A 26040-nucleotide genomic window follows, 5' to 3' on the forward strand; every position below is an offset into this window, starting at 1 on the left:
CCAGGTGGTGCAGCGCCGAGTCTACCGGGACAGGTGTCGAGCGCCTCAGCCCTGCGCGGGTGTCAGACCGGACCGCCTCGGGGAGCGCCGGTTAGTCTCGACGGCATGACGGATGCGACGCAGCAGACCAGGCTCGAGACCGACTCCCTCGGATCGAGGGAGGTGCCGGCCGACGCGTACTGGGGCGTGCATACTCTCCGGGCCGTCGAGAACTTCCCGATCGCCAACCGCCCGATCTCGGTCTACCCGGAGCTCGTCGTCGCGCTCGCCGTGGTCAAGCAGGCCGCCGCCCGCGCCAACGTCGAGATCGGGGTGCTGTCGCAGGAGAAGGCCGCGGCGATCGAGCAGGCCTGCGAGGAGATCCGCGCCGGGGCGCTGCACGACCAGTTCCGGGTAGGGGTGCTGCAGGGCGGCGCGGGCACGAGCACGAACATGAACAGCAACGAGGTCATCGCCAACCGCGCACTCGAGATTCTCGGACACGGCAAGGGCGACTACGAGTTCCTGCACCCGATCGACGACGTGAACCGCAGCCAGTCGACCAACGACACCTACCCGACCGCCATCAAGCTGGCCATGTCGCTCGCGCTCACCCCGTTCGTCGCCGAGCTCGGCCGCACCGCCGAGGCGTTCGCGAAGAAGGGGCACGAGTTCCGCGACGTGCTGAAGGTCGGCCGCACCCAGCTGCAGGACGCCGTGCCGATGACGCTCGGCCAGGAGTTCACCGGCTTCGCCCACACCCTCGGCGAGGACCAGCAGCGGTTGCGCGACACGCTCCCGCTGCTCGCCGAGATCAATCTCGGAGCCACCGCCATCGGCACCGGCATCACGGCCGACCCGAAGTACGCCGAGGCCGTGCGCCGCCACCTCAGCGACATCTCGGGCATCGAGATGGTCACGGCGCCCGACCTCATCGAGGCGACCAGCGACGCCGGGGTCTACATGACCGTCTCGGGCGCACTCAAGCGGAGCGCCATCAAGCTGTCGAAGATCTGCAACGACCTGCGGCTGCTCTCGAGCGGGCCGCAGGCGGGCCTCGGCGAGATCACGCTGCCGCCGCGCCAGGCCGGGTCGTCGATCATGCCGGGCAAGGTGAACCCGGTGATCCCCGAGGTCGTGAACCAGGTCGCGTTCGCCGTCGCCGGCGCCGACGTCACGGTGACGATGGCCGCCGAGGCAGGGCAGCTGCAGCTCAACGCCTTCGAGCCCGTGATCGCGAACTCGATCCTGCAGAGCGTGTCATGGCTGTCGCGCGCCTGCGTCACCCTGCGGGTCAACTGCATCGACGGCATCCGCGCGAACACCTCGCGGCTCGCCGCCCAGGTCGAGACGAACATCGGCGTCGTCACGGCGCTCACGCCCTACATCGGCTACGCGGCCGCCGCGTCGATCGCGCACACCGCCCTCGCCACCGACACGCCGATCGCGACCCTGGTCGTGGCCGCCGGCCTCATGAGCGACGAGCAGGTGCAGCACGTGCTGTCGCCGGCCCGACTCTCGGGGCTGGAGGCGATCACGTCGTCGATCCCGGTGGTCACGGCCGAGCAGATCACGAAGCACCTGGCGTCGCTGGATGCCGGGCATGCGGATGAGACGAGCGGCTGAGCCGCGCCGCTCGGGCGGCTGCGCCGCGGGGTGAGGCGGATGCGCTGCCGCTCGTGAGATCTGTCCTGCGGACCGTCGCACCGGCGTGTGCGTCGTGCTGAAGGGGCGGCTCGCCGCCGCGGGGCTGCGTCGGGCGGCGGGCGGCGCCCTCGGGATCGGCACGAGCCCGCCGGCGCGCAGGCGGGGCTGAGCCGGAACGGCGGGGTGAGCGCGGCGGGGTGGGCGCGGCGGGGGTGAGCGCGGCGGCTCGGGGCGCGGCGGTGGGGCCGGAGTTCCTGCGCCCGGCGCCCTCGGGATCGGCACGAGCCCGCCGGCGCGCAGGAGGGGACGAGCCGAAACGGCGGGGGGAGGCCGGGGCACACAGGGCCAGGGCCGAGCCGATGCGGCCGCCCCGTCAGGTGGTGACGACGAGCTTGCCGGCGCCGCCCCCGCGCTCCATCACGGCGTGCGCGTCGGCGATTCGGTCGAGCGGGAACACCTCCTGGATCGGCACGGCGGCCTCCCCCGCTGCGACGGCGTCGAGGAACTCCTGCAGCACGGCCGCCGGCAGGTCGGACGCGTCGCCCGAGTAGGCCGCGAGCCGCACGCCGCGGGGCAGCCAGCCGTTCGGGTAGAAGTCGTCGAGGATCCACCTGTTCGACAGCATCCCCGTGAAGCACACGGTGCCGTGGTAGCCCGTCGCGGCGAGGGTGTCGCGGAGCGTCGGGGCGCCGATCAGCTCCAGGGCCGAGCCGACGCCGTCGGGGGCGATCGCCCGCACCTGGGCGGCGACGTCGCCGTCGTCGACGAGCACGTGGTCGATCCCGATCGCCGTGAGAGACGACGCCTTCGCAGCGCTCCGCGTGGTCGAGAACACCGTCATGCCGCGTCGCTTGGCCAGGACCGCCGCCGCCATGCCGATCGACGACGTCCCGCCGCGGATCAGCACCGACGACCCGGGCTGGGCGTCCATGCCGACGGTGAGCGACCCGTAGGCCGTCTGCAGCATCTCGGGCACGGCGCCGAGGGTGGCCCAGTCGAGCCCGGACGAGAAGGGCACGACCTGAGATGCGGGCACCGACGTGTACTCCGCGTAGCCGCCGTCGAAGGTGCGCCCCATGCCGCCCATCATCGCGACCACCTGCTGCCCCGCCTCGAACTCCCCGCCCGGAGCCGACTCGACCATTCCGGTGGCCTCGATGCCGAGCACGCGCGGGTAGGTGACGCCCTCGCCGAACCCCATGCGGGTGTGCAGCTCGGAACGGTTGAGGCCGAACGCCCTGACGCGGATCAGCACCTCCCCGGGCTTCGGCACCGGCACCGGGATCTCGCGAACGTCGAGCGCTCCGGGAGCCTCCTCGGTGCCGGGAGCGTCGAGCACGGCTGCGCGCATGGTGGTGGGTGTGGTCATCGGTCTGCCCTCTCGGTGGGGTCGGTCGCTGTCTCCGTGTCGGTGTCCGTCTGGGTGCGTGCCTTCGCATCAGCCCGCAGGAACTGAAGGGCCCGCCCGAACGCGGCAAACCCGTCATGGCCCAGCGGCTCCGCGATCCGGGTCTCCACCTCGGCGGCCACCTCGACGTTCGCCCGCTCGAGCACCGCCTCCCCCTCCGCCGTCAGCCCGAGCAGCGACGACCGCCTGTCGCCCGGGTTGGCACGCCGTTCGCACAGGCCGCGCGCCTCCAGCCGGTCGACGATCTTGCTCGCGCCGCCGACCGTGATCACGAGGCGCTCGGCGATGTCGGCGACCCGGCAGTCGCCCCGCTCGGCCATGATGCGCAAGGGCTGATGGATCGCCACAGGCAGGTCGAGGGTGCGCTGGAGGCGGGCGTCGACGGCGTTCCAGACCTCGATCTGGAAGCGGACGAGGTCTTCGAAGACGTCGATCGGTGTTGCCAGGGCTGATTTGGTTGCCATGGATGTATCTTCCACGGTAACTAGTTGCGGCGCAAGCCGGCCCGCCGATTCGGCACGGTGCCGCCTAAACGGGCCGGTCGCCCCGCCGAATCGGCGAAGCCCCACCGAATCTTCGGCGGGAGCCAGCCGATTCGGCGGGGCGGCGCGGGGCGGCGCAGGGCTGGGCAGGGCGCGGGCGCCGCCACAACGCGCGGCCACTCAGACGGCTGGCAGCCGCAGCACCGTCCAGAGGCCGCGCGGGCGGCGGAGCGCGAGCCAGGAGCCGCCGGCGATGACCAGGGGGATGCCGATCGCGGTCAACCCCAGGAGGAGCCACGGAGGCACGAACGGGACGTACCCTGCGGAGCCGTCAACACCGTGGACCGACAGGGCCGCGGCCGGTACGAGGCCGAGGGCGACGCCGATCACCGATCCGAGGCCGGTGATCACGATCGCCTGCCAGAAGCCGAAGGCTCGCTGGAGTCGCGGCGGGGCGCCGACGGCGACGAGCACCTCGTCGTCGCGACGGGCGTCGGCCCGAGCCAGTGCCAGCGCCACGGCTGCGGACACCAGCGCGATGAGAGTGGTCACAGCCAGAAGCGGCCACGACCACAGCGCCGCGAAGCGCGGAGGACCGGTCTCGACATAGGGGAACACGATCGGATTGGCGACGGACACCGCGGCTCTCGCCGCGTCGTCCTCGGCGGCGGTCGGAGCGTGGTCGAGAGCGGCCACGACGGCGGTCGGATGGATCGGGATGCCGAGCCGATCAGCCGTCGCGATCGTGACGAAGATTCCGAAGTCGGTCGGCACCGATGCGCTCTGGACGGTCGCCGCAAGCGACTGCGAGCGCACCGGCTTGCCGGGGTCGTCCGCGGTGAGCGACGCGCTCGTCACGGTGTCGATGGTGACTCGTCCGTCGTGGAGGTACTGCGGGTAGAGCGACACCGCCCCGCCGGCGGCCAGCGTGGCCCGGGACGTCGCGTTCGCGGGCTCGCCCAGCATGACCGCCAGGTCGTCGAGGTCGCCCGCGATGAGATGACCTGTCCCGGTGCTCGACTGCTGATACGACTCGGTGAGCCCCTTCGTCGTCACGAGCCGCGGCACCGTGTACGTCGAGACCGAGTCGCCCACGAGTCCCGCGTCGAGCGCACCCGAGAGGACCACAGCCTGCGATCCCGGGTAGCTCTTGGCGAGCGCGGCGGCGATCCCGTCGGGCTGGACCAGGAACGAGCGGCCCTGGGCATCGCTGTAGCCGGTCAGGTTGACGACGGCGGTGTTGTCGGGCACCGTCCAGCTGTAGGTGTCGACCGTGAGCTTCTGCCCACCCGCCAGCATGCAGAGGGCGAAGGCGGAGACGAAGACGCAGCTCATTATCGCGGCGACGGCGGGCACGGTGCGGCCGGAGTTGCGCGAGGCATCGCGCGCCCCGAGCCGAGCGGCCGTGCCGAGGCGGGAGAGTCCGCGCGCCGTCCAGCGGAGAAGGAGGGGCGCGGTCAGGAGAGCGCCGATCTGCATGATCACGGGGCCAGCCGCCAGGAGGACGATGCCGAGTGTCAGCACCCGGTTCTGACCGTTGGCCTCGATGTTCTGGGACGAGATGATCACGAGTCCTCCGGCGAGCGCGATCACCGAGCCGGCTGCCGCGATGAAGACGCCCACGAGCGGACGACGCAGCGTCGAAGCAGTCGGGCGCTGGGCACCGCGCAGCGCCACGACGATGTCGACACGAGACGCCGCGCGGGCGGGGATAGCGGCTGAGATCCAGCCGGCCAGGGTGGCCGCGAGAACCGTGGCGCCCAGGGCCACCGGATCGACATGGAATCCCGGGTACCTGCTCTGGTCGCCGCCGGCCAGGATCGGGGCGGCGATGGCAGCCCCCGCGATACCGAGAGCGGTGCCGAGCAGGCCGCCGAGGGCCCCCAGGATCACGCCTTCGAACGACATGATGCCGAACAGGGTGCGGCGATCGGCGCCGACGCTCGACAGGATGGCCAGAGCCCGCTGGCGGCGACGAGCACCGACGGCGAACGCGGCGCCGGCGAGCAGGCAGACCTCGAACAGGCCGAAAGCGGCGAGGAGCACGACGAAGAGGCCGAGCAGGCCGTCTCCGCCTGTCGATGACGAGATGGAGGCGTCCGTCGGCGGGTCCAGCACGACCGCGCGCGACAGCACCGTCAGCCCCTTCGCGTTGAGCGCCTGCACCTGGGGCCAGTCGAGACGGAGGTCGGGCAGGTAGTACTCGGTCTGCGAGACCGCCTCGGACGGCTTCACCGTCGCGAACGCGCCGGTGCGGCCGTAGACGACGGCGTCGTCGGCCGGCGAGCTGGCGTTCTCGAGCACGCCGACGACCGTGTACGTGTGCGGGGAGGGCTGCGTGACCCGCAGCGTGCCTCCGACCGCGACGCCGAAGCGCTTCACCCCGCCGGGCGAGACCATCACCTCGTCGTCCGTCGTCGGCGACCGCCCCGTGACCACGTCGTCGCGGCCCGCGAAGGCGCGATTCCAGACGGGCCCCTCGACGGCCGACACGTTGGCGATGCCGGTCACGGTGCGGACGACGACGCTGGTGGCCAGCACGGGCAGGATGCGCGTGCCCGGGGGCAGCACCTCGGCGGGAGACGAGATGGTCACCGGGGTGTCGATCGAGCCGCTCGTGCTGAAGGGGTCGACGGGGTCCTGCTCGAGCCCCGACCCGGGGCCGGAGACCACCTGCACCATCGCCTCGTTCTGGCCGAGCTGCAGCCGGACCGACTCGGACGGCGTCGCCTGGCGGCTCGCCTGGACGGTGTCGATGCCGGCGACGCCGAAGATGGGGACGGCGATGAGCACCGCCACCAGGACGCTGCGCCCCACGGACTGCTGCGCCATCCTGCGCGACATCCGGAAGGCGAGCCGCCATCCCCCGCGGCTCGTCTCCGGAAGCCCCTCCCCCCTCTTGGTCACCGGTCTGCTCCCTCGAAGAGCGTCGTGACCGGCGGCGTCTGCGCCTCGTCGACAAGGCGGCCGTCGCGGATGAACACGATCCGGTCGGCCCAGGCGGCGTGGCGGGCGTCGTGCGTGACGAGGATGCCGCCGGCACCCGCGTCGACGCGCGAGCGCAGCATGCGGAGCACGACCTCGCCCGTCGTCGAGTCGAGCGCGCCGGTGGGCTCGTCGGCGAGGATCAGCGAGCGGCCGCCGACGACCGCCCGTGCGATGGCGACTCGCTGCTGCTGGCCGCCCGAGAGGTCGACGGGATAGCGGTCGGCCTTGTCGAGCAGCTCGACTGAGGCGAGCGCGTCGAGGCCGGGGCGCTTGGCGCGCTTGCCCGGGAAGCCGTCGAGCTCGAGCGGGAGCGTCACGTTCTCGAGCACGGTGAGCGACGGGATCAGGTTGAAGTCCTGGAAGACGAAGCCGAGGCTCCGGCGACGGAGGGTCGCGAGCTGGCGGGGCGAGAGCTGGCTGAGCCAGTTGCCCTCGACGATCACCTCGCCGCTGGTCGGCGTGGTCAGGCCGCCGGCGACCGTGAGGAGGGTCGACTTGCCGGAGCCGGAGGCGCCCATGACGGCGACGAGCTCGCCGCGGGACACGGTCAGGTCGATGCCCGACAGCGCGGTCACCCGCGTCTCGCCGGTGCCGTACTGCATGGAGACGCCGTCGAGGCGGAGGAGCTCTTCGGTCATGCGCGGGCCTTCCCGTCGATGGGGACGCCGCCGCGAGCCGGACGACCCCGCCGCGCCCGCGTCTCGTCGATCGGCATCGGCTCGGCGAGCCCGCTGGCCTTCGCGCGCACGAGGCGCGTCTCGGAGTGGTCGAGCCACCGCACCTCGGCCTCGGCCTGGAAGATGAGCGAGTCGATGACGAGCTGCCAGGAGAGGTCGTCTCCTGCACCGCCGTCGCCCCCGGCGCGCTTGGCCCGGGTGAGCTCCTGCAGGTTGCGGAGCGTGGCCTGCCGCTGCGCCTGGATCAGGGCGGTGATGTCGACGCCCGGGAGCGTGATCGCGATCGCGAGCTTCATGGCGAGCTCGTCGCGGGGCGCCGCTGTCGATCGGACGACCGGCGAGACCAGCCACTGGGCGACCTCGTCGTGACCGGTCGGCGTGATCGCGTAGTAGACGTGGTCGGAGTCGTCGGCCTCGGTTCGCTCGACGAGGCCGTCGCGCTCCAGACGATCGAGCGTCGAGTAGATCTGGCCGATGTTAAGGGGCCACGTCGACCCCGTCCGCCGGTCGAACTCGGCCCGGAGCTGGTAGCCGTAGCAGGCGCCCTGGTCGAGGATGGCCAGGAAGCTCTGGCGTATGGACATTGGATTCCCCCGTCGTAAGTACCTACGCAGTATTGCATACCCGGTACGCACGAACCAACGGGTTCGGATGTATGCAAACGCATGGGTGGACAGAGGGTTCTCGCAGGCTTCTGACCAGCTCTCTCCAGGAACCCCGGCAATACTCGCCACTTCGTGCCCGCCGGCCCTAGCGCCTGGCACGTCTGAGGCTTCGCCGCCTCGCAGAACCGCAACCGGCCCACCATCCGCCTGGCACGCGCGTCCCGAGCTTCGTCCGGGGCCCGGCCCGGTACGGCCGCGCGCTCCCGCGACCCCGCGCGAGCCGCGATTCGTCGTCGCCCTGTCTTCGTCGAGGTGGTGGCACACCGGTCGAGCACGAGGAACTCCTTGCCCTTCAGAAGCACCAGCACCAGCACCCGCACCACCCGCCACTCCCGGACCCTCGCCCGCCGCCGCTCCCGCCGCCTCCGGCTGGCGGGCCTCGGCGCCTTCGCGGTCGCCGCCGGCCTCGCCTGCACCGGCGTCGTCGTCTCCGCCACGACCGGCACCCCCGTGATCGGCACATCGGCCCTGGCCGACAGCATCGGCGCCGGCACCCCGAGCGGCACGCCGACCATCGACGCCGGCGCGGGAGTGACGATCACCCGGCTCGGCGACGACCGCATCTCGGTCCACGCCGGCTCGGCCGTGCCCCGGAACACGGCGAACACCGTCGCCGCCATCGCGCTGGCCTCGGGCCACGACGTCAAGGCCAAGGCGCAGAGCGTCGCCACGAAGACGCCTGCCACCGTGTCCACGACGACGCTGAGCCGATCCACGACGACCCTCAGCAGCCGCCTCGCAAAGCTCTCGGACTACCGCAGCGCCGACCCCGACATCGTCATGGCGCGCGTCGAGGCGACCCAGGACGCCGCCGACGCCGTCTCGACCGCCACCGCGGCGACCGAGAAGGCGGCCCAGGCCGAGGCCGCCGCGAAGGCGAAGGCCGCCACCGCGGCGAAGGCGAAGGCCGCCGAGGCCAAGGCCGACGCCATCCGCCAGGCCGCAGCGAACACGCCCGACGGCGCCAAGGCCACCGCGAAGGCCCTGATGGCCAGCCAGTACGGCTGGGGCGACGACCAATACGGCTGCCTGGTCAGCCTCTGGACCAAGGAGTCCGGCTGGAACTACCAGGCCTACAACGCATCCGGCGCCACCGGCATCCCCCAGGCGCTGCCCGGCAGCAAGATGGCGAGCGTGTCGTCCGACTGGGCCTCCAACGCCACCACCCAGGTCATCTGGGGCCTCGGGTACATCTCGGGCTCGTACGGCACGCCCTGCGCGGCCTGGGCGCACTCGGTCGCGAACAACTGGTACTGAGCGGCGGCGGGTGCGGGTGGGAGCGCAAGTTCCTGCGCGGTCGGCTCTTCTAACGCGGGGCGAACACCCGCAGGGCCCCGGGTACCACGCCGACGTCGACGGGGAGCGGGCCGATCCGCTCGCCGTCGCCGTACGCGATGACGCCGGGCGCATCGATGCGCACCCGCTCGGCACGGCTCAGCCGCACGCGCGGATCGTCGCCGTGCGTCCCCTTCGAGACCCGGGGGAACAGGCGCAGGAACTGCGTTCGAGTCAGACGGTCCACGACGAGAAGATCGAGCCGGCCGTCGTCGATCCTCGCGTCGGACAGCAGGGTGATCCCGCCGCCGACGGAGCGCGCGTTGCCCACCGACACCAGCGTGCCGGCCACCGACCGGGTCTCGCCGTCGACGGTGACCTCGTACTCGACCTGCCGGAGCCGCACCAGCTCGAGCGCGAGCGCCACGTCGTAGCGCAGGCGGCCGCGCGGGCGCCGGATCCGGTTGGCGGTCTCGTTGACGAACGCGTCGAAGCCGGCCGACACTCCCCCGGCGACCCAGGTCTCGCCGCCACCGTGGGCGACGCGGAGCGCGTCGACCACCCGCGGCTCGCCGTCGAGCAGCCCGACGAGCTGGTCGAGCGCCGCCGCCGGGTCGTCGTAGGGGATGCCGAGGGCGCGCGCGAAGTCGTTGCCCGTGCCGGCGGGAACGATCCCCAGCGGCGTGCCGGTCTCGGCGACGAGCCCCACGCCGAGGCTGACCATGCCGTCGCCGCCGACGACGACCAGGGCGTCGGCTCCCGCCGCCAGCTCGGCCCGGCACGCGGTGAGCAGCTCGGCGTGCGACCCCCGCTGGAGCGGCACGACGTCGTGGCCCGCGGCGCCCAGCCGGTCGACGACGGCGGGGCCGACCGGGCGATGGCGGCCGAAGGAGGCGCTCGGGTTGATGGCGACGGCGATCCTGCGCGGCGTCGGTGTCGTCATGCGTCGATCAGGGCATGCGGTCGCGGGGTGGGGCCGGGCTCGGGCCCGCGGGGTCGGCTCGATCCCGCCGATTCGGCTCGACACCGCCGGACCGGGCCGGGCACCCCGCCGATTCGGCCCGACACCGCCGGACCGGGCCGGGCACCCCGCCGATCCGGCTCAGCCCCGCCGTCGCGCCGGAGGGAGTGTGCCGATTCGGCGGGGGCGGTCCCGGCACCGCCGGATCGGCCCGACACCGCCGATTCGGCTCGACACCGCCGAACCGGGCCGGGCACCCCGCCGACCCGGCTCAGCCCCGCCGTCGCGCCGGAGGGAGCCTGCCGATTCGGCGGGGGCGGCCCCGGCACCGCCGGGTCGGCCCGACACCGCCGATTCGGCTCGACACCGCCGGACCGGGGCGGGCACCCCGCCGATCCGGCTCAGCCCCGCCGTCGCGCCGGAGGGAGCCTGCCGATTCGGCGGGGGGGGGGGCGGACCGGCGGGGAGCGGCGGCGCGCAACTCCGCCGGGCCGCCGGGGTTACGCTCGGCGCGGGACGAGAACGGGAGGCCGACGGTGGCACGAGGCGAGGCGGAGCGTGACCCGGGCCCCGGCGACGCCGACGGCCCGGCGGCCGACGACCGCGACGCCGCCCGCCGCCGGCTGATCGAGGTGGCGTACTCCCCCGATGCCACGCCCGCCGAGTCGGCCACCGCCGCGCGGGCCCTCCGCGACCTCGACTCCATGCCCGCCGCCGCGCCGGATACGGTGCCCGCGCACGCGCACGCGCACGCGCCCGCCCCGGACTCCGTGCCCGCGCCCGCGACCGCCCCGAACTCCGTGCCCGCGCCCGCGACCGCCCCGAACTCCGTGCCCGCGCCCGCCACCGCGCCGGCGGCGCTGCGTCGGCCGTCGGCGCGCCGCACCGGCGCTCTGCTCGCCGGCGTCGCCGTGGCGGCGTTCGGCCTCGGGATCGCGGCGACGACGGCCGGCGCGACGCTGCGCCCGGGCACGGCCGCGCCGACGCCGAGCCCGACCATCACCGCCGACGCACCGCTGACGGTGTCGGTCATCACCCGGGCCCTCGGCCGGGTGCAGGTGCAAACCGACGCCCTGCCGACCGCGCTCCGCGGCGACGTCGACGCCCGGTCGAGCAGGCTGCTCTACGACGACGACCCCAGGGCCAGCGCGACCCGCGAGCGGTGGCGCCTCTGGCTCGGGACCGGCGAGAACCCCCAGCAGCTCTGCTTCGTCGGCACGTTCGACAACGTCACGGACCAGGTGACGTGCGTGCCCGCCGATCGCGCCATGGTCGACCGCTACGTGTTCACGCAGACCACGCGCGCCGGGACGTTCGAGGTGCTCGTCAACGGGGGCGCCGTGGCGGTCGCCATCGAGTGACCCGGCGGGTCAGCCGCCGTGGAACGCCGGAACGATGAGGTAGATCCCGAACAGCACGCCGAGCCCGCACACGACGAAGCAGCCGTAGGCGCCGGCACGGGCCACCCGGACCGGTCCTTCGACGGCCAGGAGGCGGAGCCCGGCGGCGTACAGGCTCACGAGCGCGGCCGCCGACACCAGCGAGACGAGCGCGACGACGACGAATGCTCCCCAGTCGATCATCGGGATCCTCCTTCGGCCGGCACGTCGACGGCGTCGTCGGCACCCATCTCGAAGAGCGACGACTCGTCGCTCATGCGGCGTCGCTCGGCCAGCATCTCGTCGCCGCGCTTCTTCGCGCGGGCCCGGCGCTCCTGCCGGGTGAGGACGGAGTTCATGGCGACGTCGACCTCGAGTGCGTTGGACTGCTCGGCGGGCTTGCGGCGCGACGCGACGAAGATGGCCACGATGACGCCGGCTCCGAGGAGGGCGTCGATGACGAGGCCGATGGTCCCCGCGCGGGCGATCAGCTCGCAGGCGGCGCCGACGAGACCGGCCGCCGGCAGCGTGATGAACCAGGCGATCACGATCTTGCTCGCCGTGCCCCACTGAATGACACCGCCGCGGCGGCCGAGGCCGGCGCCGATGATCGATCCCGATGACACCTGGGTCGTCGACAGGGCGAAGCCGAGGTGGCTCGACGCGAGCACGGTGGCGGCGGTGGACGCCTCGGCCGAGAAGCCCTGCGTCGCCTTGATGTCGGTGAGGCCGCCGCCCATCGTCTGGATGATCCGCCAGCCGCCGGTGTAGGTGCCGAGCGCGATGGCGAGGGCGCAGACGAGGATCACCCAGAACGGCGGGCTGGCCCCGGTGTCGAGGAAGCCGCCGGCGATCAGGGCCAGCGTGATGACGCCCATCGTCTTCTGGGCGTCGTTCGTTCCGTGCGCCAGGGCCACCAGCGACGACGTGAACATCTGCCCGACTCGGAAGCCGCCGCGCTGGTTCTTGCCGACCGGCCGGCGCGTGATCCGGTAGGCGAGGCGCGTCGCGGTGAAGGCCACGAGCCCGGCGACGAGAGGCGCCAGGAACGCCGGCAGCACGACCTTCGAGAGCACGACTCCGAAGTCGACCGAGCCCGTCCCGGCCCCGACGAGCGCCGCGCCGATGAGCCCGCCGAAGAGCGCGTGCGACGACGACGACGGAAGGCCGCGGAGCCAGGTGATCATGTTCCAGATCACGGCGCCGATGAGGCCGGCGAAGATCATCGTCGGCGTGATCTCGACGCCGCCCGGACCCTCGCGGATGATCCCGCCCGAGATCGTCTTGGCGACCTCGGTCGAGAGGAACGCGCCGACCAGATTGAGGAGCGCGGCGACGGTGACCGCCACCCGGGGCCTCAGCGCCCCGGTCGCGATCGGCGTGGCCATCGCGTTGGCCGTGTCATGAAAGCCGTTTGTGAAGTCGAAGAAGACGGCCAACACGATGACCAGGACGACTATGACTGTGAGATCCACCGCCGTCACTCTTCCAGTCCGATGAACGCGCGTCAAACGCCAGGTGAACGAACCGGGTCAGATGTGCGGCACGAACGACTGCCAGACCCGGCGGCGCTCGCCCCGCGGGTCGAACTCGACGCGGTCGGCCTTGTCGATGATGAGCGTCCGGCGCCGGAACGGGTCGTACGACGGCCAGTCGGCCACGTCGCCGGTCGTCACGAACTCGAGCCACCGGCGGCGCATCCGCCGGGCCGCGAGCTGGAACGCGCGTCGCCCGCCGAGCGCCGACATGGCGAAGCCGAACGCCGAGTCCATCCGGTCGAAGAGCGCGTAGAGGTCGAGCCCGTGGAACGCGTCGACGCCGGCCGCCCTCAGGATGCGCGGCGCGATGTCGAACCGGTAGAAGAACACCTTCGCGAACCGGGCGTGCCGCTCGGCGACCTTCACCGTCGGGAACCAGAACGAGAAGTCGCCGCCGAAGTCGAGCGCCGCGGGCCGCGACGGCAGCCCCGGGTACTGAGCGGTGATCGCCTTCCGGGCCTTCTTCTTCGTGTTGGCGAAGATCGACCGGATGCGCAGCGGCGTCGTCGCCAGGATGTCGCGGCGCCCCGTGAACACGGAGCCCTCGCGGTCGTTGGTGCCGATGATCAGCGGCACCCGGTGGGCGCGCCCCGCCTTGAACGCATCGAGCGGGCGCTCCGGCAGGATCTCGCCGTCGATCACGGGCGACAGGAAGATCGACCCGGGCACGTCGTCGGGCGTCCGGAGGAAGAGCCTCGCCGTCGCGCGCACGATCGCCTGCGTCGACGCGCTCTGCAGCAGGGCCGGCGCGTCTTCGTACGAGGTCGACTCCAGGTCGTCGTCGCGCACGACGCGGCTGAGGATCTCGAGGAAGTCGCCCGCCCACCTCTCGGTCACCTCGGGCTCGTAGATGGCGTTGGCCGGCGACGACTGCGCGATCGCGGCGCGGAACAGGCCCTCCGCCCGGGGCACGGCCATCAGCGTCGTCACGGCGTTCGCCCCCGCCGACTCGCCGCACACGGTGACCTGCTCGGGGTCGCCGCCGAACGCCGCGATGTTGTCGCGCACCCACTCGAGCGCGTGCAGCTGGTCGCGCAGGCCCAGGTTCGACTCGATCGGGCGCTCGGGCGTCGACCAGGCCGAGAAGTCGACGTAGCCGAGCCCTCCGAGGCGGTAGTTGAACGACACGTAGACGATGCCGCCCTCGCGCACCAGCGCCTCGCCCTGCCGCGGGAACTCGCGCGACGACCCCACGGCGTACGCCCCGCCGTGGATGTAGACCATGACCGGCAGGCCGGCGCCGGGTCGCGAGCCGCCTGGAGCGACGACGTTGATCGTGAGGCAGTCCTCGCTCTGAGGCGTCGTGGCGTCGATGCCGACGAACTGCCCGCGATCCTGCGGTGCTGCCGGGCCGAAGTGCCGTGCGGCGCGGACGCCGCTCCAGGGCGCAGGAACCCGCGGCGCCCTGAACCGCAACTCGCCCACGGGCGGCTCGGCGTACGGGATGCCCCGCCACGCGAGCACGTCGCGCTCCGCCACGCCGCGGACCGCCCCCGAGGTCGTCGTCCGCTGAATCACGTTCCAAGGCTAGGCGCGGAAGCGAGTCGGGGCACAGGTGTCGCCTGGGCGGAGCCTGGCAGAATGGTGATCCCCTGCTTCACGGCCTGACGGATGGATCCGCCCTGGAACTCCTCGAACTCCTCCTTCTGCTCGCGGGCTCGCTCGCGGTGACCGCGTTCGCCCGCTGGCGAGGCCTGCCCGCGCCCCTGCTCGTCGTCGCCGTCGCGCTCCTGGTGTCGTTCATCCCCGGGCTGCCCGAGATCGAGATCGACTCCGAGGTGATCCTCACCGTCATCCTGCCGCCGCTGCTCTACTCGGCCTCGCTCGACGTGTCGTTCCAGAACTTCCGCGAGAGCCTCGTGCAGATCCGGCGGCTCGGCATCTTCCTCGTCATCGTGACCGCGCTCGTCGTCGGCTGGATCGCCTACGTGCTGATCCCCGACATGTCGCTGCCGGCGGCGATCCTCGTCGGCGCCGTGGTGGCCCCGCCCGACGCCGTGTCGGCCGCGTCCATCGGCCGCAAGCTGGGGCTGCCCCGCAAGATGATGGCCGTGATCTCGGGCGAGAGCCTCATCAACGACGCCGCATCGCTGACCCTGGTGAAGGTGTTCCTCGCGATCGTCGGCGGAGCCGCCCTGACCGGATGGCAGGGCCTCGGCATCTTCGGCCTCGCGATCGGGGTGGGCGTCGGCGTGGGCCTGGTGCTGGGCGTGCTGGCGCACTACCTGCGCATCCACGTCAAAGACCCCGTAGTCGAAATCGTGATCGGCCTGATCCTGCCGTTCCTCGCGTACATCACGGCCGAGCAGCTCCAGGGCTCGGGCGTGCTGGCGGTCGTGGCCGCCGGGCTCTACGTCGGCTACAACTCGCCCAAGGCGGGCTACGCGTCGCGCCTCCAGGAGCGCCCCATCTGGGCCGCCGCCGACGTCACGCTCGAGGGCTTCGTGTTCGCGCTGATCGGCCTGCAGCTCTCGACGGTCGTCAACGACGTCACGGAGAGCGGCCGCGATCTGGGCCAGAGCGTCGGCGTCGCGTTCGTCGTGCTCGGAGTCGTGATCGTCGTCAGACCGATCTTCATCTTCGTCACCTACTACTGGTCGCGCGGCATGCGGCGGTTCGTCTACGTGCGGTTCCGCCGGTTCCGCAAGGCCCGGGTCCGACGTCTGCTCTGGGGTCGCCGCGATCCGAAGCTGTCCTGGCGGCAGCTGCTCGTGCTGTCGTGGACGGGCATGCGCGGTGTGGTCACCCTCGCTGCCGCCGTCTCGATCCCCGTCATGACGGACTCCGGCCGAGAGGTACCCGCCCGTGACGTCATGTTCCTCATCGCGTTCGTCGTGACAGTCGGCACGCTCCTGCTCCAGGGCCTGACGCTGCCCTGGATGATCCGACGCCTCGGCGTGCAAGACCTTGAGCAGAACGAGCGCGACGTGCAGGCCGAGCTGCGCCTGGTGTCCAACAGCACGCAGGAGGCCATCGAGTACCTCGACACCCGTCGCGCCGCGTGGGCCGACGAGTGGGGCGAGGAGCCGATCGACCGCGGCATCACCATCCTCAAGGAGCGTCTCCAGCGGCAGGACCAGGCCTTCCGCCAGGGGCTGCGCGAAGACAGCGACGCCGCAGCCGAAGCCGACTCGGACGCCGAGGAGGTCGAGCCTCCGTCGCCGGAGCGCGGCTCCGACATGCGGTCGACCCCGCACATCGCGATCCCGGACATCACGCCCGATCCGACGCTGGCGCGCCCCACGCGCAACAACGCTCGAGCGCTGGCGAGCATCCGGCGCGAGCTGCTGCAGAAGCGGCGCGAGGTCGTGCTGCGGGAGCGCGATGCCGGCAACCTCGACGAAGAGGTGATGCGGCGCGTGCTCCTCGGCCTCGACGCCGAGGAGCTCGCGATGGACACGTCGGCGGTCGCGCGCACCCGCTCGTGACCCCTCGGCGGCGGCGTATCCTGGGCCCGTGACACGTCTTCAGCTGCACCGCCTGCTCCTCGCCCTGGTCGCCGTCTTCGTCGTCGGCGCGGTCGTCCTCTACGTCCTCTCGATCTCGCTCGCGGGCAACGGCGGCGACACGGCGCGTCTCTTCGACAGCTTCGCGATCGTCGCCTTCATGGGCGCCGTGCTCTTCGGAATCATCGACTTCTTCGTGCGCCCGGTCATGCGGGCGACACCCGACGGCTCGCGAGACGTCGAGACCCCGCTCAACGGCTGAGCCGAGCGCCTGACACCTGCTCCACGCAGAAACGCACCGACCGGGAGGGATCCGGGCGGTGCGTCTGCGTGTGGAGAGAAGTGCGGAGGGCCTCAGGCCGAGTGGCGCTCGTACGGCTGGGCGACACGCTCGAACGGCGCGTTGTCGATGATGAAGTTGGCGCGGCGCACGTTGCGCCGGGCGACCTTCACGGCCTGCCGGGCGAACATGGCGAGCACGCCGACGACGCCTGCCCAGAAGAGGAGGGTGCCCTCGGAGCCGAGGAGGCTGCCTGCGACGACTGCGGTCCAGACAGCGGGCCAGACGAGAGCGGCGACCCAGCCGACATGGTTGGCGGCGACCCCCGGGGTACGGTTCGTGTCCGTCGAAAGGTGGACGTTGTTCGCGATCCTGCTGTCGAACGTGCTCATGATGCTCCCTCAGCAATGCTTGGTCGTGCATCTGTCCCGATGCGTTTGTCACCCGGCGGGTGGCTCTACATCGAATCTAGTGAGTGATCAGATCGGACGCGTCCCCCTTTCGTGGTGGCACCCATCCGGGGGGACACGCCTGAATCTACGCTGTTCCGGACGGAACCGTCCGGTGCGAGGCCACGCTCGCGAGGTCGTCGGCGAAGACGAACTCGCTCGAGACGTGTCCCCCGAGGAGTACCCCGGGGAGCCACGCCTTCGCGTCGTCCCACATCTCGTCGAGCGGCACGGAGTCGAGATCGAACCACTCGGGGTCGAGCTCGTCACTGGGGGACGGATCGCCGGCCCAGCGGGTGACGACGAATACCGTCGACCGCTGGCTCCAGGCCGGCCGGGCCGGGAAGAAGTAGTGCAGATCGCCGCGCCGGTCGAGGTCGGCGGGGTCGACCACGACGCCCGCCTCCTCCTCGATCTCGCGCACGATGGCCTCGCGCTCGGTCTCGCCCTCCTCGAACTTGCCGCCGAGGCCGACGAACCGCCCCTCGCCGAGGCCGCGCTTCTTGCGGCCGAGGAGCACCTGCGATCGGCCCTGGTGCTCGCGGAGGAGGTAGGCCACGCAGACGCGGCGCAGGTCGGAGATCATGCGTCCAGGATGGCAGGCCACCAGCGGCACGGGCGTAGCCTTGTCGAGATGGATTCCACGGACGCACCCGAGTTCTCGGGGGCCGGCCGCAGCCTGGAGGTGCTGCGCGCTGAGGCCCACGACGAGCTCCGCACGCTCATCGAGCTGCGCTGCCGCGCTGGCGAAGACCCGTGGGAGGTCATCCCGGAGCTGCCGACGGTCGACGAGCAGGTCGTGATCTCGCTGAGGGCGGACGCGTTCGGGCACGCCGGGGCGGGGGCCAGCTCGGGCATGAGCCTGGGCGGCGAGCTGGAGTTCCTGCGCCGGATCGCCCTGTGGCACCCCGAGCTCTCGCGGGCCGTCTGGCTGCTGATGGGCAAGCTGGAAGACGCGGGCCACCTCTAGCCCGGCGTCACTAGGCTTTGATCATGGCAGCACCAGAGGCACCGCACGCCCCCAAGAAGCCCATCACCCGTCGTCACCACGGTCGCGAGTTCATCGACGACTACGAGTGGCTCCGCGAGAAGCAGAACCCGGAGGTGGTCACGCACCTCGAGGCCGAGAACGCCTTCACGGAGCTCGAGAACCGCCACCTCGAGGGCCTTCGCGAGACGATCTTCGAAGAGATCAAGGGCCGCGTCCAGGAGACCGACCTCGGCGTCGCGACCCGCGAGGGCGGCTACTGGTACTACTCCCGCACGGCCGAGGGCAAGCAGTACGGCATCCAGTGCCGCCTGCCGATCACGGGCACCGACGACTGGACCCCGCCGACCATCGAGCCCGGCGCCCCCGCCGCCGGCGAGCAGGTCATCTTCGACGGCAACATCGAGGCGGAGGGCCACGACTTCTTCTCGCTCGGCAGCTTCGACGTCTCGCCCGACGGCGGCCTGCTGGCGTACGCCGTCGACACCGACGGCTCCGAGCGGTACACGCTGCGCGTCCGCGATCTGGAGACCGGCGCCGACCTGGCCGACGAGATCGCCGAGACCGCCCCCGGCGCAACCTTCGACGCCTCGGGCCGCTACCTCTTCTACCCGACCGTCGACGAGTCGTGGCGCCCCGACACCATCTGGCGCCACCGCGTCGGGTCGACGGAGGCCGACGTCTCGATCTTCCACGAGCCCGACGACCGCTACTGGATCGGCGTCGGCCTCACGCGAAGCAAGCAGTACCTCCTCATCGAGGCGGGCTCGAAGATCACGAGCGAGACCTGGATCCTCGACGCAGCCGACCCCGTCGGCGACTTCCGCGTCGTCTGGCCGCGCCGCGAGGGCGTCGAGTACGAGATCGATCACGCGATCGTCGACGGCAGCGACCGCCTGCTGATCCTCCACAACGAGGGCGCCATCGGCTTCGAGCTGATCGACGTGCCGGCCGACGACCCGCAGTCGACCAGCGACCGCCGCGTGGTCCTCGCCCACGACCCGGCCCGGCGACTCGAGTCGGTCGAGGCCTTCACCGGCCACCTGCTCGTCGACTTCCGCGCCGACGGCCTCTCGCAGATCGCCATCGTGCGCCTGCCCGGCGACGGCTCCGGCTACGGCGACCTCGACGTGCTCGAGTTCGACGAGGCCCTGTTCACGGCGGGCTGGTCGGGCAACCCCGAGTTCACCCAGGCGACGGCGCGGTTCGGGTTCTCGTCGTTCGTGACGCCGGCGACGGTGCTCGACCTCGATGTCCGCGCAGGAACTCGCACCACCCTCAAGCAGCAGATCGTGCTCGGCGACTACTCCCCCGCCGACTACGACCAGGCCCGCGAGTGGGCCACGGCCGGCGACGGCACCCTGGTGCCCGTCTCCCTGGTCTGGAAGAAGGGCCTGGTCGCGCCGGGTCAGCCCGCGCCGGTGCACCTCTACGGGTACGGGTCGTACGAGCACAGCATCGACCCGGGCTTCAGCGTCGCCCGGCTCTCGCTCCTCGACCGCGGCGTCGTGTTCGCCGTCGCGCACGTCCGCGGCGGCGGAGAGATGGGCCGCGAGTGGTACGAGAACGGCAAGACGCTGACGAAGCGCAACACGTTCACCGACTTCGTCGCCGCGGCCGACCACCTGATCTCCGAGGGCCGCACGACCCCGCAGCTGCTGGTCGCCGAGGGCGGCAGCGCCGGCGGGCTCCTCATGGGCGCCGTCGCCAACCTGGCCCCCGACCGGTTCGCCGGGATCCTGGCAGCAGTGCCGTTCGTCGACGCGCTCACGTCCATCCTCGATCCCGATCTGCCCCTGACGGTGATCGAGTGGGACGAGTGGGGCGACCCCCTGCACGATCCCGACGTGTACGACTACATGGCGACGTACACGCCCTATGAGAACGTGGCCGACGACGCCAGCGCCTACCCGAAGATCCTCGCGGTGACGAGCTTCAACGACACCCGGGTGCTCTACGTCGAGCCGGCGAAGTGGGTGGCACGCCTCCGCGACGCCGGTGCTCCCGCCACGATGAAGATCGAGATGCAGGCCGGACACGGCGGCGTCTCGGGCCGCTACGAATCGTGGCGCGAGCGCGCCTTCGAGATCGCCTGGCTGCTCGAGGTGCTGGGGCTGGCGTCGTGAGCGGGACTGCGTCGTGAGCGGGACTGCGTCGTGATCGGGACCGGGTCGCGTGCGGCGCGCGTCGAGGCCGGGGCGGCTCGGCCGTGAGCGACACGCGCAGCTGGGTCGCGCTCCTGCGGGGCATCAACGTCGGAACCGCCAAGCGGGTGCCGATGGCCGAGCTGCGCGCGGCCGTCGAGTCCCTCGGAGGCACGGACGTGAAGACCCTGCTGAACAGCGGCAACGTGGTCTACGACACCTGCGCCGAGGCCGGCCCGAGCGCGGATGCCATTCGCGGGGCAGTGCGCGAGCGCACCGGCGTCGACAGCGAGGTGATCGTCGTCTCCGGCGACGCCTTCCGCGCCGTCGCCGAGGCCTGTCCCCTGCGCGCCGCGGGCCGACCCGGCAATCGCGTGAGCATCGCTTTCCCCGCGGCACCCCTCGATCCCACGTCGCAGGTGCCCGACCCGGCCGCGCTCGCGCCCGAAGAGCTCGCGCTGACCGCGACCGCCGTCTACCAGTGGCTTCCCGACGGACAGCTCGCCACGAAGGTCCCGGCCGCGTGGTGGCGCGGACTCGGCGTGACCGTGACCGCGCGCAACGACGCCACGGTCCAGAAGCTGGTCGCGCTGCTCGACGCGCGCGCCTGAGCCGCTCCGAGAGCAGCGCGCCGCCCGGCCCGATGTGCAGCCCGCCCCGCGGTGTCGGCGACCACATGCTCAGGGGCCACGGCGTCGGGGCCACGGGGCCACGGGGCCACGGGATCAGGGGATCTTCTCCAGAGCCGCTTTCCCTGCGCGTGAATTCACGCCCAGGGAAAGCGTCTCCAGACGGAAGTGCCCCGGGCTTCCGTTTGCGGCATCTGCGGGTTCGCGTGAGGTCGCGCGAACCCAGTTGGGGCTCCTGAGCAAACCCCGAGGCCGCGGCACTCTTTCGCACGGCGAGCCGCTGCGTGTGGGCGCGCGGGCCCCCCGCTCGGTCGGCCAGCGAGGCGCCGGCCAGCGCGAGGGTCCCGTCCCGCGAGGGGTGTCCGCGCTAGAGCTTCTCGGCGAGCTTGGGGAGGCGGGCGAAGGCGGCGTCGCGGCGGCCGAGCGCGACCGTGGCGAGCACGCCGTAGCCGAAGGTGTCCTCCTCGGCCCATCGGGCGGTGTCGGCCACGGTGCGGTACCGCTCCATGGCCGCGTGGGCGTCGAGCGCCTCGCCGAGCACGCGCTGGATCGCGTGCGCCGCCTTCGGGCTGACGCCGCCCTTGAGCTCAGCAGACCTCTGGGCCTCGATGCCGTAGCGCAGGCGACGACCCGCCTTGCGGGCCCGGTGCACCGGCACGACGTCGAACGCGTCGATGGCCGCGGCCGCCCTGGCGCCGCGGCGCGCCCGCTTCGACTCCTTGGCGATGCGGGCGGCGGCGTACTTGGCCGCCGACTTGTCGGCCGAGGGGCCGTCCGGAGTCTCGCGCGGCAGCGCCTCCAGCTGGTCGAGGAGCTCGAAGTACGAGGTGTCGGTCATGGCGATCTCGAGGCGGTAGCGGGCGTCGACGGCCTGCTCGCGGAACTGCGCCCGGATTCTGCCTGCCACATCGTGAGAGACGAAGCCCTGCGGGGCCTCGGCGAGGTCCACAGCGAGCTGCTGCTCGGCGACCTCGGCATCGCGCACGGCGCCCGCGGCCGCTCCGATCACGGCCAGCCTCTCGTCGAGCGCGGCTGTCGTCTCGGCATCGACGACGCCGCGGTACACGCGAAGCACGCTGCGGAGGCGACGGAGGGTCGTGCGGTACTGGTGGACGGCGTCCTCCTCGTCGTCGCGGGCGGAGGGGTCGAGCGCGACGATGCGGGCGACGAGGTCGGCGACGCGGGTCATCACGAAGGCGCCGGCGGTTCCGTCGTCGGGATCGAGCGGGGCCTCGGCAGGGGCCGGCACGGCGGCGGCGAGGCCGGGCAGATCGCCGAGGCCGCGCGCGAGCTTCGACTTCGAGGCCGAGACGGATGCGCCGGCGGCTTCGAGCACGTCGCCGACCTCGTCGAGGAGCGCCTCGCCGTCGGCCCGATCGACGCCGGGTGCCAGCTCGACCTCCCACTCGCGCCAGGAGCGGATCGAGGCCGTGTCGGGGTTGGTCGCCGTGACCTCGTCATCGGCGAGCTCGGCCAGCGGCTGACCGTCCGGGTCCAGAAGCGCGGTGGCGGTGCGGGTCGTCTCGAGCAGGAGCACCGGGTGAAGAGGGCGACCGCGCAGGATCGCCTCGACCCGGCGGCGGATCTCAGCGGGCACCCCCGCGTCGGCGGAACCCAGCGGCGCGTGCACCTCACGGCGAGCGCCGCCGCCCGCCGGCAGCTTCACGTGCCAGCCCTCGTCGTGGCCGCCCTCGCGGCGGCGGAGGGTGACGCGGTTCGCGAGGAGGAGGTGCTCGGCGGTGTCGTAGTAGACGGCGCGCAGGCTCACGGGCTCGTCGGGCCTCACGGTCGCGATCGGGCCCACGCCCTCGAGGGCCGGCACCCTCACATCGGTGCCGACGTCGTACTTGCGCTCGATCTCGATCTGCTGGGTGCTCATTCACCCTGTCTATCGGATGCGGGTGAAGGCCGCGTGCAAGGACCCGGGCGTATTGTGCGAGGCATGAGCACTGTTGCCCCGTCGTTCCCCGGTTGGATGGCGCGTCAGCGCTGGTATGCCACGAAGGGTGCCACTCCGAACATCCGCGTGATCGGCAGCATGGAGACCATGGTCGAGGACACCCTCGTCATGACCCTGCTGGTGATCGACGAGGCCCCGCTGCAGCCGGTCCTCTATCAGGTGCCGATGGTCGCCCGGACGGCGCCGCTGCCCGGTGGCGACAACGCGTTCATCGGTTCGAGCGACGGCTACTACCTCTACGACGGCCCGCGCGACCCGATCTACGCGCGCGGCCTCCTGACCACGATGGCCCAGCAGAGTCATGTCGACGGCTCCGACCTCACGGCCGACGGCGTGCTGCTCCAGGACCCGGGGCGGGTCGTGCGGACGCGGGTGCTCGAAGGCGAGCAGTCGAACACGTCGATCATCTACGACGTCGACGGGCCGGTCTCGAAGGTCATCGCGAAGGTCTTCCGCGTGCTGCACCACGGCGAGAACCCCGACGTCACCTCGCAGGCGGCGCTGACTGCCGGAGGCTCGACGCGTGTTCCGTCGTCGTTCGGCTTCGTCACGGCGAGCTGGACCGACCCGGGCCGCGACGAGGGCGTGGCGCACGGGCACCTCGCCTTCGCGCAGGAGTTCCTTGACGGGTCGGAGGACGCCTGGCGCGTCGCGCTCGAAGCCGCTCGCTACGGCCACGACTTCTCCGAGCAGGCGCATGCGCTCGGCAAGGCCACCGCCGAGGTGCACCACACCCTCGCCGAGCGCCTGGGGACGACCCCGGCCGGGCCCGCCGAGGTCGAGGGCGCCCTCGCCAGCATGCGACGCAGGATCGCGACGGCCTCCCGCGAGGTCCCCGCCGTCGCGGAGTACCGCGCCGCCATCGAGGCCGTCTACGACTCCGTGACCGACCTCCACTGGCCCGATCTGCAGCGGATCCACGGCGACCTGCACCTCGGCCAGGCGCTCCAGTCACCCGAGCGCGGCTGGATCCTGCTCGACTTCGAGGGTGAGCCGCTCCGGCCGATGCCCGAGCGCTCGCGCCCCGACGTGCCGCTGCGCGACGTCGCGGGCATGCTGCGCTCGTTCGACTATGTCGCCGGGTCGCTGGCGCAGGAGCGCCCCCGCATCGACGCGACCGCCTGGGCGTCGGCCGCCCGCCGGGCCTTCGTCGACGGATACGTCGAGGCGTCGGGCGCGGACGTGCGCCAGCAGCGCGCGCTCCTCGACGCGTTCGAGATCGACAAGGCCGTCTACGAGGCCATCTACGAGTCGCGCAACCGCCCCGACTGGATCGGGATCCCGCTCGGGGCGATCGGGCGGCTGGTGGCGCGGAGCGCGCCCGCGGCCTGAGGGTCGGCGGCGGGCACGCAGTTCCTGCGCCCGGGCTCTAGGGCTTCGGGATGTTGCGCAGGTTCGAGCGCGCCATGGCGACCGCCTCGCCGGCGCCGCCGTTCATCACGACCTTCGACATCGCCAGCGCGAAGCCCTTGAGCTGCGTGCCGGTGATGGTCGGCGGCAGCGAGAGGGCGCGCGGGTCGGTGACGATGTCGACGAGGGCGGGTCCGTCGTGCTCGAAGGCGGCCTCGAGGGCGGTCTCGAGGTCGCCCGGGTCCTCGACCCGGACAGCGTGGATCCCGAGGGCCCGAGCGACGGCCGCGTAGTCGGTCGGGGGCACGTCGACGCCGAAGTCCGGCAGCCCTGCGACGAGCATCTCGACCTTGACCAGACCGAGCGTCGAGTTGTTGAACACGACGATCTTGACCGGCACCTTGTAGGCGGCGACGGTCACGAGCTCGCCGAGCAGCATGGAGAGCCCGCCGTCGCCCGACATCGACACGACCTGGCGGCCCGGATAGGCGAAGGCGGCGCCGACGGCCTGCGGCAGAGCGTTGGCCATCGAGCCGTGCAGGTACGAGCCGATGATGCGACGTCGGCCGTTGGGCGTCAGGTAGCGGGCGCTCCAGACGTTCGACATGCCGGTGTCGGCCGTGAAGATCGCGTCGTCCGAGGCGGCCTGGTCGACCAGCGAGGCGGCGAACTCGGGGTGGATCGGCACGATCTTGGTGGCGTCCTTCGTGTACGAGCCGACGACGCCGGTCATGAGCTTCTGGTGCTTCTTGAGCAGGCCGTCGAGGAATCTGCGGTTGGTCTTGCGCTTCAGCAGCGGCAGCAGAGCGCGGATCGCCGGGCCCACCTCGGCGTGCACGGGCAGGTGCACGTCGACCCGGCGGCCGATGTTCGCCGCGTTGGCGTCGATCTGCGCGACCTTGATCTTGTCGCCGTCGGGCAGGAACTGCTCGTACGGGAAGTCGGTGCCGAGCATCAGCATCACGTCGGCGTCGTGGATGCCCGCGTGCGCCGCCCCGTAGCCGAGCAGACCCGTCATCCCGACGTCGAACGGGTTGTCGTACTGGACGATGTCCTTGCCGCGCATCGAGTGGCCGACAGGCGCGAGCAGGAACTCGGCCAGCTCCACGACGGCATCGTGCTCGCCGACCGCGCCCGCCCCGACGAACAGCGCCACCGACTTCGCCGCGTTGAGGGCGTCGGCGAGCGCCTGGAGGTCGTCGGGGTTCGGCTCGAGAGTCGGCGGCTTCGTCGCCACGTACGCGGGCACATGGCCGGCCGCCTCGAACTCCGCGATGTCGCCCGGCAGCGTGATGACGCTGACGCCGTCGCCGGCCAGCGTGTGCCGGATCGCGCTCGCGACCACGCGCGGCGCCTGCTCGGCGGTCGAGATCATCTCGGAGTAGCCCGAGCACTCGGTGAACAGGCGGTCGGGGTGGGTCTCCTGGAAGTACGACATGCCGATCTGCTTCGCGGGGATGTGGCTGGCGATCGCGAGCACGGGCCCGCCGGAGCGGTGCGCGTCGTAGAGTCCGTTGATCAGGTGGAGGTTGCCGGGGCCGCACGAGCCCGCGCACACCGCCAGCTCGCCGGTCAGCTGAGCGTCGGCGGAGGCCATGAACGCGGCCGCCTCCTCGTGCCGCACGTGAATCCAGTCGATGCCGCCCTTCGCCGACCCGCCGGTGCGTCTGACTGCGTCGACCACCGGGTTGAGGCTGTCGCCCACGATGCCGTAGATGCGACGCACCCCGGCCTCCACGAGCTGGGAGACGAGCTGGTCGGCGATGGTCTGAGCCATGGGGTGAGCCTTTCGTTC

General features: G+C 72.1%; 22 protein-coding genes. 9 read left to right on the forward strand and 13 right to left on the reverse strand.

Going from position 1 to position 26040, the window contains the following annotated elements:
* The first annotated feature begins 105 nt into the window (after window positions 1-105).
* Window positions 106-1605, forward strand: coding sequence for an aspartate ammonia-lyase (locus EDF46_RS09120; RefSeq protein WP_123505998.1), 1500 nt, complete (start codon window positions 106-108; stop codon window positions 1603-1605).
* Between the two features lie 394 nt (window positions 1606-1999).
* Here the strand turns inward: EDF46_RS09120 and EDF46_RS09125 are convergent, their stop codons facing one another.
* The 5 genes from EDF46_RS09125 to EDF46_RS09145 form a co-directional block, all read right to left on the reverse strand.
* Window positions 2000-2995 carry a zinc-binding dehydrogenase gene (locus tag EDF46_RS09125; protein ID WP_199738255.1) on the reverse strand — a complete coding sequence of 332 codons (996 nt, stop codon included), beginning with the start codon at window positions 2993-2995 and terminating at the stop codon, window positions 2000-2002.
* Window positions 2992-3498 (reverse strand): MarR family winged helix-turn-helix transcriptional regulator, encoded by a 507-nt coding sequence (locus EDF46_RS09130; protein WP_123505999.1) that lies wholly within the window; start codon window positions 3496-3498, stop codon window positions 2992-2994. Before EDF46_RS09130 ends, EDF46_RS09125 begins: the two co-directional genes overlap by 4 nt.
* A 198-nt stretch (window positions 3499-3696) precedes the next feature.
* Complete coding sequence (locus EDF46_RS09135; protein WP_148061180.1) at window positions 3697-6423, reverse strand: ABC transporter permease; 2727 nt, start codon at window positions 6421-6423, stop codon at window positions 3697-3699.
* A complete protein-coding gene (locus tag EDF46_RS09140; RefSeq protein WP_123506001.1) occupies window positions 6420-7142 on the reverse strand; it encodes an ABC transporter ATP-binding protein in 723 nt (240 codons plus the stop codon). The genes EDF46_RS09135 and EDF46_RS09140 overlap by 4 nt, the downstream gene beginning before the upstream one ends.
* Window positions 7139-7765, reverse strand: coding sequence for a PadR family transcriptional regulator (locus EDF46_RS09145; protein WP_123506002.1), 627 nt, complete (start codon window positions 7763-7765; stop codon window positions 7139-7141). Before EDF46_RS09145 ends, EDF46_RS09140 begins: the two co-directional genes overlap by 4 nt.
* Window positions 7766-8131: 366 nt before the next feature.
* Here EDF46_RS09145 and EDF46_RS09150 point away from each other — a divergent pair, with 366 nt between their 5' ends.
* Window positions 8132-9103: a phospholipase gene (locus EDF46_RS09150; RefSeq protein ID WP_233579961.1), complete on the forward strand. Its 972-nt coding sequence runs from the start codon at window positions 8132-8134 to the stop codon at window positions 9101-9103.
* A gap of 49 nt (window positions 9104-9152) precedes the next feature.
* Here the strand turns inward: EDF46_RS09150 and EDF46_RS09155 are convergent, their stop codons facing one another.
* The gene (locus EDF46_RS09155; RefSeq protein WP_123506003.1) at window positions 9153-10064 is read right to left on the reverse strand and encodes a diacylglycerol kinase family protein; all 912 of its coding nucleotides are present in this window, start codon (window positions 10062-10064) and stop codon (window positions 9153-9155) included.
* A gap of 554 nt (window positions 10065-10618) precedes the next feature.
* Between EDF46_RS09155 and EDF46_RS09160 the strand changes: the two genes are divergently transcribed.
* Window positions 10619-11443, forward strand: coding sequence for a hypothetical protein (locus EDF46_RS09160; protein WP_123506004.1), 825 nt, complete (start codon window positions 10619-10621; stop codon window positions 11441-11443).
* Between the two features lie 9 nt (window positions 11444-11452).
* Here EDF46_RS09160 and EDF46_RS09165 read toward each other — a convergent pair whose 3' ends face one another.
* Genes EDF46_RS09165 through EDF46_RS09175 form a run of 3 tightly spaced genes read right to left on the reverse strand, consistent with a single transcriptional unit; the run spans window position 11453 to window position 14517 of the window.
* Window positions 11453-11665, reverse strand: a complete 213-nt coding sequence (locus tag EDF46_RS09165; RefSeq protein WP_123506005.1) for a hypothetical protein — start codon at window positions 11663-11665, stop codon at window positions 11453-11455.
* On the reverse strand, window positions 11662-12936 hold the full coding sequence (locus tag EDF46_RS09170) for an inorganic phosphate transporter (protein ID WP_123506006.1): 1275 nt from the start codon (window positions 12934-12936) through the stop codon (window positions 11662-11664). The genes EDF46_RS09165 and EDF46_RS09170 overlap by 4 nt, the downstream gene beginning before the upstream one ends.
* 57 nt (window positions 12937-12993) lie before the next feature.
* The gene (locus EDF46_RS09175) at window positions 12994-14517 is read right to left on the reverse strand and encodes a carboxylesterase/lipase family protein (protein ID WP_123506007.1); all 1524 of its coding nucleotides are present in this window, start codon (window positions 14515-14517) and stop codon (window positions 12994-12996) included.
* A gap of 128 nt (window positions 14518-14645) precedes the next feature.
* Here EDF46_RS09175 and EDF46_RS09180 point away from each other — a divergent pair, with 128 nt between their 5' ends.
* A complete protein-coding gene (locus EDF46_RS09180; protein WP_255410959.1) occupies window positions 14646-16427 on the forward strand; it encodes a sodium:proton antiporter in 1782 nt (593 codons plus the stop codon).
* A gap of 28 nt (window positions 16428-16455) precedes the next feature.
* Window positions 16456-16707 carry a hypothetical protein gene (locus EDF46_RS09185; protein WP_123506009.1) on the forward strand — a complete coding sequence of 84 codons (252 nt, stop codon included), beginning with the start codon at window positions 16456-16458 and terminating at the stop codon, window positions 16705-16707.
* A gap of 92 nt (window positions 16708-16799) precedes the next feature.
* Here the strand turns inward: EDF46_RS09185 and EDF46_RS09190 are convergent, their stop codons facing one another.
* Both EDF46_RS09190 and EDF46_RS09195 read right to left on the reverse strand, forming a co-directional pair.
* A complete protein-coding gene (locus EDF46_RS09190) occupies window positions 16800-17117 on the reverse strand; it encodes a hypothetical protein (RefSeq protein ID WP_123506010.1) in 318 nt (105 codons plus the stop codon).
* A 145-nt stretch (window positions 17118-17262) separates the two neighbouring features.
* Window positions 17263-17760 (reverse strand): 8-oxo-dGTP diphosphatase, encoded by a 498-nt coding sequence (locus EDF46_RS09195; RefSeq protein ID WP_123506011.1) that lies wholly within the window; start codon window positions 17758-17760, stop codon window positions 17263-17265.
* A gap of 48 nt (window positions 17761-17808) precedes the next feature.
* Between EDF46_RS09195 and EDF46_RS09200 the strand changes: the two genes are divergently transcribed.
* The 3 genes from EDF46_RS09200 (at window position 17809) to EDF46_RS09210 (ending at window position 20917) form a co-directional block, all read left to right on the forward strand.
* Window positions 17809-18144: a hypothetical protein gene (locus EDF46_RS09200; protein WP_123506502.1), complete on the forward strand. Its 336-nt coding sequence runs from the start codon at window positions 17809-17811 to the stop codon at window positions 18142-18144.
* Window positions 18145-18167: 23 nt separating this feature from the next.
* Window positions 18168-20288, forward strand: a complete 2121-nt coding sequence (locus tag EDF46_RS09205; protein ID WP_123506012.1) for a S9 family peptidase — start codon at window positions 18168-18170, stop codon at window positions 20286-20288.
* Between the two features lie 83 nt (window positions 20289-20371).
* Complete coding sequence (locus EDF46_RS09210) at window positions 20372-20917, forward strand: DUF1697 domain-containing protein (RefSeq protein WP_123506013.1); 546 nt, start codon at window positions 20372-20374, stop codon at window positions 20915-20917.
* 385 nt (window positions 20918-21302) lie between these two features.
* Here the strand turns inward: EDF46_RS09210 and EDF46_RS09215 are convergent, their stop codons facing one another.
* A complete protein-coding gene (locus tag EDF46_RS09215; RefSeq protein ID WP_123506014.1) occupies window positions 21303-22814 on the reverse strand; it encodes a CYTH and CHAD domain-containing protein in 1512 nt (503 codons plus the stop codon).
* A gap of 63 nt (window positions 22815-22877) precedes the next feature.
* Between EDF46_RS09215 and EDF46_RS09220 the strand changes: the two genes are divergently transcribed.
* Window positions 22878-24227 carry a phosphotransferase gene (locus tag EDF46_RS09220; protein WP_123506015.1) on the forward strand — a complete coding sequence of 450 codons (1350 nt, stop codon included), beginning with the start codon at window positions 22878-22880 and terminating at the stop codon, window positions 24225-24227.
* Between the two features lie 37 nt (window positions 24228-24264).
* Here EDF46_RS09220 and EDF46_RS09225 read toward each other — a convergent pair whose 3' ends face one another.
* Window positions 24265-26022, reverse strand: a complete 1758-nt coding sequence (locus EDF46_RS09225) for a pyruvate dehydrogenase (protein ID WP_123506016.1) — start codon at window positions 26020-26022, stop codon at window positions 24265-24267.
* Window positions 26023-26040: the final 18 nt, after the last annotated feature.

The sequence above is a fragment of the Frondihabitans sp. PhB188 genome, from assembly GCF_003752365.1.
GTDB lineage: Bacteria > Actinomycetota > Actinomycetes > Actinomycetales > Microbacteriaceae > Frondihabitans.